Origin of the sequence: Geobacillus sp., assembly GCF_017515625.1 — a bacterium.
In the GTDB taxonomy this organism is placed as follows: Bacteria; Bacillota; Bacilli; order Bacillales; family Anoxybacillaceae; genus Geobacillus; species Geobacillus stearothermophilus.
Genome location: NZ_JAFWFM010000032.1, coordinates 1 through 4,553, shown reverse-complemented (window position 1 = coordinate 4,553; position 4,553 = coordinate 1). Strand labels below are relative to the sequence as shown.

The 4,553-nt window shown below is 51.9% G+C and carries 3 protein-coding genes, 1 pseudogene and 1 riboswitch; all 4 genes and pseudogenes read right to left on the bottom strand.

The annotated features are described in order from the left end of the window. Positions 1-370: 370 nt before the first annotated feature. Positions 371-2,071 carry a phosphomethylpyrimidine synthase ThiC gene (thiC, locus tag IKE44_RS01915; protein WP_287464846.1) on the bottom strand — a complete coding sequence of 567 codons (1,701 nt, stop codon included), beginning with the start codon at positions 2,069-2,071 and terminating at the stop codon, positions 371-373. Positions 2,072-2,225: 154 nt separating this feature from the next. After that, positions 2,226-2,339: riboswitch (TPP riboswitch) on the bottom strand. Positions 2,340-2,474: 135 nt separating this feature from the next. Further along, the gene (locus IKE44_RS01910) at positions 2,475-3,728 is read right to left on the bottom strand and encodes a methyl-accepting chemotaxis protein (protein WP_049625227.1); all 1,254 of its coding nucleotides are present in this window, start codon (positions 3,726-3,728) and stop codon (positions 2,475-2,477) included. Positions 3,729-3,968: 240 nt separating this feature from the next. After that, a complete protein-coding gene (locus IKE44_RS01905; protein ID WP_033013917.1) occupies positions 3,969-4,382 on the bottom strand; it encodes an RDD family protein in 414 nt (137 codons plus the stop codon). Positions 4,383-4,424: 42 nt separating this feature from the next. Beyond that, positions 4,425-4,553 (bottom strand): annotated as a pseudogene (locus tag IKE44_RS01900) (IS4 family transposase); the annotation flags it as partial.

Here is a 4,553-nt window from a genome sequence, read left to right as displayed (position 1 = left end):
GTTGTACCGTCAACATGTGATTCACCTCCTTGTCTATCAATATTCACATCATAGACAAGGAAAGAAGAAAATATTCAGCTCACTTTATGATGTGGCTGAATAGTTACAACTTTGTTTTACATCCAGTAGAGCGCCCGCTGCATTCTATCAAAATGACTTGTTATGAAGGAAAACAGAATCGAACAATCGGAAAATCTTTATTGCAACTTATATATATTAAATTTAATGGCTCTTCACCAAAAGTTGTACTTGATTTTTTCTGAACTCTATTTACGCTTGTAAGGGAAAATCAACAAATCCGTGATTTTTTCAAATCTTTGTGCAGGAAGCTGTATTGCTTGTCAAGTACATGTTGTGGTGAAGAGCCAATTTAATTTATTTTTTGACTATACAGCGACGAGCCTTGCCGAATAAATTGTTGCGCTTTTTCTTTCATCCCTTCCTCTTTGATTTGCCGCTGCAGCTCGTGCGAAATGTTCATAGAACAAAACTTCGGCCCGCACATCGAACAAAAATGAGCTGTTTTCGCCGCCTCGGCCGGCAATGTTTCATCATGGTACTCACGAGCCCGTTCCGGGTCAAGCGACAAGTTGAACTGGTCGTTCCAGCGAAACTCAAAGCGCGCTTTCGAGAGCGCATCGTCACGTTGCTGGGCGGCCGGATGCCCTTTCGCCAGATCAGCCGCATGGGCGGCGATTTTATAGGCCACGACCCCGGCGCGTACGTCCTCTTTATTCGGCAGCCCTAAATGCTCTTTCGGCGTTACGTAACAAAGCATCGCCGTTCCATAAGCGCCAATGATGGCGGCGCCAATCGCCGACGTGATGTGATCGTATCCCGGCGCGATGTCGGTGACAAGCGACCCTAACGTATAAAACGGCGCTCCATGGCAAATGTCCTGTTCCCGCTCGACATTTTCGCGAATTTTATGCATCGGAATGTGGCCCGGCCCTTCGATCATCACCTGCACATCATGCTTCCAGGCGATTTTCGTCAGCTCGCCAAGCGTTTCCAGTTCGGCAAACTGCGCCTCATCGTTCGCATCGGCGATGGAGCCGGGGCGCAAGCCGTCGCCAAGGGAGATCGCGACATCGTATTGTTTCAAAATCTCGCAGATTTCTTCAAAATGCGTATACAAAAAGTTTTCTTCATGATGGGCCAAACACCATTGGGCGATGATCGAGCCGCCGCGCGAGACGATGCCGGTCGTCCGGTTGGCGGTGAGCGGAATGTAATGAAGCCGCACACCGGCGTGGATCGTCATGTAGTCGACTCCTTGCTCCGCCTGCTCCATCAACGTCTCACGATACACGTCCCACGTTAACTTCTCCGGCACCCCTCCTACCTTTTCGAGCGCCTGATAAATCGGCACCGTTCCCACGGGGACCGGCGAATTGCGGATGATGTACTCGCGCGTTTCATGAATGTGTTTGCCGGTCGATAAATCCATGACCGTATCGGCGCCCCAACGCACTGCCCAAAGCAATTTTTCCACTTCGTCTTCAATCGATGAAGAAACAGCCGAGTTGCCGATATTGGCATTAATTTTCACATGGAAACGACGGCCGATGATCATCGGCTCATTCTCGGGGTGATTAATGTTCGCCGGAATGATCGCCCGTCCGGCCGCTACTTCCTGGCGAACGATTTCGGGGTCGATTCGTTCACGGATGGCGACGAACTCCATCTCTGGCGTAATGATCCCCCGTTTGGCATAATGCATTTGCGTTACGGTTTTTCCGGGCTTTGCCCTCAATGGACGGCGCACGAACGGCAGCGGGCGGACGCCGGCGGTCGCTGATGGCTTCACTTCTTCGACATCGCCGCGCTCAACAATCCAGTTGCGGCGAAGAGGCGGCAATCCTTTTTCGACGTCCGGCTCAAAATGAGGATCGGTGTATGGACCGGTTGTGTCATAGACGCGCACCGGCTCGTTTTCCACCGTTCCTTGCGGCGTTTTCGTCGGCGACAACACGATCTCTCTCATCGGCACGCGCACATCCTTGCGCGATCCTTCAATGTACACCTTGCGGCTGGCTGGAAATGACATGAACGAGCGGATGTTTTCCATGCGGCTTTCCTCCTTTGAAATGGTGGTTGAGACCTGCAGCCGCACCAGCAAAAGAGAGGCAAAAACGGGGGATATTTACGCAAAAACGGGTTCCGCAAAACGAACGGAACCCGATCAAGGCAAAAAGGCCAAATGAACAGCCTGTGCGTCCATCTGTTCCCGCTGCCTGCTTCCCTACGCTGGCATGACCCAGATCAGGTTCAAAGGGTCAAAGAACTTCATCGCGTTCTTTTCTCAGCCCGGCTCCCGGACTCCCCTAGCAGATGAGCGTATAACCATGATGACTGACTTTTTTTATTTTATCAGGCAATTGGCAAAGATGCAAACCATTTTATTCCAAACGTTGACTCCCACACGTCGTTTGAAAGCCCCTCTTTCTCGAAGAAAGCGTCCTTTTCCTCACTCACACAGAAAATTTCTTCAGCATTGCCCGCATCTCTTCCGCCATCTGACCGAGCGATGTCGACGAAGAGGCGATTTCCTCGACGGAAGCCATTTGTTCCTGCGTCGCTGCCGATACGTTGGCCGCACCGGACGCTGACTGTTCGACAATATTGGTCATCTGTTGGAGTGCGTCGTTCACTTGGCGGGCATGCTCCTTCATTTGCTCGATGGCGGACGATACTTGTCCAATTTGTTTGCTCACTTGGCCGACCTCCTCGCGAATATGGGCAAATGATTGGCCGCATGCCGCCGCCACGTTCAATCCTTTCGCCACTTCGGAGATCACCTGTTCGGCAGACGAAACCGCCCGCTTCGTTTCTTCTTGAATGTAGCCGATCAGCTCGGAAATTTGTTGCGCGGAGCGCGCGGATTGTTCTGCGAGCTTGCGCACTTCATCCGCGACAACCGCAAACCCTTTCCCTTGCTCGCCGGCGCGCGCCGCTTCGATCGCGGCATTGAGCGCCAACAAATTCGTCTGCGACGCAATGCCGGTGATCGCTTCCGTAATTTGTCCAATCTCATTCGAGCGCTCCCCGAGCCTTTGAACGACCTGGCCAAGCGCTTGAACGTGGTCGTAAATGAACTGCATTTGCTCGGACATTTGTCCGATTGACTGCTTGCCGTCCTCTGCTTTCGCCGATGTTTTCTCAGCCCGGTGCGCCACTTCTTTCGTATGGAAAGCGACGTCGCTCAATGTTTGGGAAATATCATGCACGGACGCGGCGGTGGTGCGGACAGCATCAGCCTGCTCCTCCGCACTTGCCGCAAGCGTTTCCATCGTTGTCGCAATTTGCTCTGTCGCTTTCGTCGTCTGCTCAGCGACAGCGGCCAACTGGCCGGACACTTGCGCCACCTCTTCGGCATGATGCTGCACGCTGCCCATCACTTCCTGCCATGCATCGGCCATACGGTTGAACGCAGCCGCGATCGGCCGCAGCTGCTGCACGCGATCAAGCGGCATGCGCGTCTTCAAGTCCCCCTCTGTCATTTTGCTTACATGTTCATTGATGACAGCGATCGGCGCGACAAACCGCCGGTAGTTGAGCGTCGATGAAACCAAGCCGACCACCGCCCCGAATAGCATGATGGCAGCAAGCGTCCACCAAAACGCCGCCCCGCGAATGCCATTGGCCAGGCATATCACAAGGCCGATCGCCGCTGTGCCAGGGATGACGATGAACATGGTGCGGATGATATAACTTGCTAATGACAAAACGCTCTCCTCCTTTTGCCATGATGCAAACACCTTTCTTATTTCTTTACCACATAAATAGATTCGTGAATGAACGTCCATTTTCCTTCCTAGTCCTAATCATGAATAGGGGTGGTTGCAAAGTTTTCTGATCTAACAAGGACCCGCACAAAAACATCATGCTTTTGATCGCCTATAATCGGTGACGAAAATAAGAAAAGGCGCCCCGTTCGATTGGGGCACCACCTGTTGTTTTCCGCTTTACACCGCCGGTTTTTCCGTTGTCACATACGTCCCGGCAATAAAATCGTGAATCGACCGTTTGTCTTCTCTCGCCGCGACCATAATCGCACTAATAATGAGACCAATGCCGAACGTGATAAAGTATACGAGTCCGCCAACGAACGAGCGCAAAAACATTGTGCCGATGCCGACTTTGCCGCCGTTCACTTTCGCAATCCGGATGCCAAGCATCCGCTTGCCGACCGTATATCCGTACCAAACAGCAGGAACGATTAACGCGTAAAGGATGTTCGCCAATGACGTAAACCAGTTCGTTTCCCAACTGCCCGTGATGAAATAGCCGATGATCGAAATCGGAATGCCAACGACAATCGCATCCAATATATTAGCCAACAACCGCTTCCAAAACCCCACCGGGTTCGTCACCGCCATACGGTTTTCCCTCCTCCTGCCCTTTCTATCCACGAGTGTTGATTATCCAAAATTATACATACGCCTTCCATAAATTTGGGCATACTCAAACAAAGCAGCGGCCATCCCGGATTTCCAATCGAGAGGAAGCTGCCCAGAGAAAAAACGGCGAACAAACGAAATGAAGGAAAG